2 protein-coding genes are annotated in these 1310 nt (G+C 40.2%); both read right to left on the reverse strand.

Annotated elements, in window-relative coordinates; genetic code table 11:
* Nucleotides 1-237: DUF4238 domain-containing protein (locus tag B0E43_RS16185; RefSeq protein WP_139352796.1), on the reverse strand; the 237-nt coding region annotated here is incomplete at its 3' end.
* Between the two features lie 11 nt (nucleotides 238-248).
* Complete coding sequence (locus B0E43_RS16190; protein WP_077351638.1) at nucleotides 249-1160, reverse strand: restriction endonuclease; 912 nt, start codon at nucleotides 1158-1160, stop codon at nucleotides 249-251.
* Nucleotides 1161-1310 lie beyond the last annotated feature (150 nt).

Here is a 1310-nt window from a genome sequence, read left to right on the forward strand (position 1 = left end):
GTGTAAAATATTAGATTCTACATGTAGATCATTAAAATCATTTAGATTGTATTCTAGTGGTTCATTTATTGTGTATAAATCTATTTCGTAACAAATTTGTCCGGGATCTTTTTGCGGATTATTTAATTTCTCATATTTTTTTAATATTTCAAGGTTAGAGCAATATAACTTTGACTCGTTTCCAAATTGTTTTAAGTAGCATTCTGGAACGAAGTGATGTTTCTTCGGTTTATTCATGATTATTTGATCTATTCCTTACTTCCAAGAAAATACACAGGGTGTAGCGGCAACATATTTTTTTGCTCATCAGACATTCTCGGGTAATATTCTATCCAAAGTTTAACAAACCGCGAGAAGTCGATCAGTTCGATATGTTTGTAGGCGGAGGTAGCCTCTTGTTTTGCAGGATTGCTAAAATCGCCGGAAGTAACAAAGATACCCACATCGGAATTTCGCTTCATGGTTCCGGAAAGCTTTTGGATTTCGTCTGAACTGACATTGTTTTCCGGTCGGTGCTTTACTTGGACAATGATGCGGGGAGAATTGACACCCAACGGATCGGTGTAGGCAATAATGTCGATGCCTCCGTCACGTCCTTTGGGTGCTACAAGTGCTATATGGTAGCCCATGGCCTTCAACAGCACCGCCACCAAATCCTGAAATTCATAAGGATTTTTGCGGTTTACGAACTCCCTAATCCCTTCCAGTGCGCTGGACTCGTATTGGGAGAGTAGGGCTTCTTGCTTTTGGGAAATCTCTTCGGTGTCATCTATGTCGATGTCTTGGGATATATCCGATTCCTTGTTTTGCTTGTTAAGCGCGTCCCATTCCCTGTATTTTTTAGTAGCGGTGGAGAGGAGCCTTTCTGGACCAAGTTTCATGGCCTCTTCTCCTTCCTCTGTCAAAACCCACATTCCGCTCTGCTTTCGCATGTATCCCGCTTTCATACAGTCAATGGTGAAGAAATGCAGGATGCTTTCCCAGCGGATATAGCCGGTCTTTTCGTAGCGGAAGTTTTCGTATTCGTCAAAGGTGAGCCGTTCCCTCAATTTCTCCACTACTTCACTTCCCCGCATTTCACCCCCTGCTTCTTTCAAAATCTGAAAAGAGGCAAAAATGGTCTTCTCGGCTATTTCTTTGGATCTGGATTTTTTCTTCATAGGTTATTTTTGATGAATGGGAGTAAAAACCTGTATTCTGGGAGCTTCCGAAAATTTGATTATCTGGAGTTTGTTGGTTTTCATCGATGTATTCTTCTTAAAAATATTTATCTAAGGTGAATTGATTATAAGCTTCAATAAATTTTAATA

This window comes from Algoriphagus sp. A40 (assembly GCF_002002735.1).
Classification (GTDB): Bacteria; Bacteroidota; Bacteroidia; order Cytophagales; family Cyclobacteriaceae; genus Algoriphagus.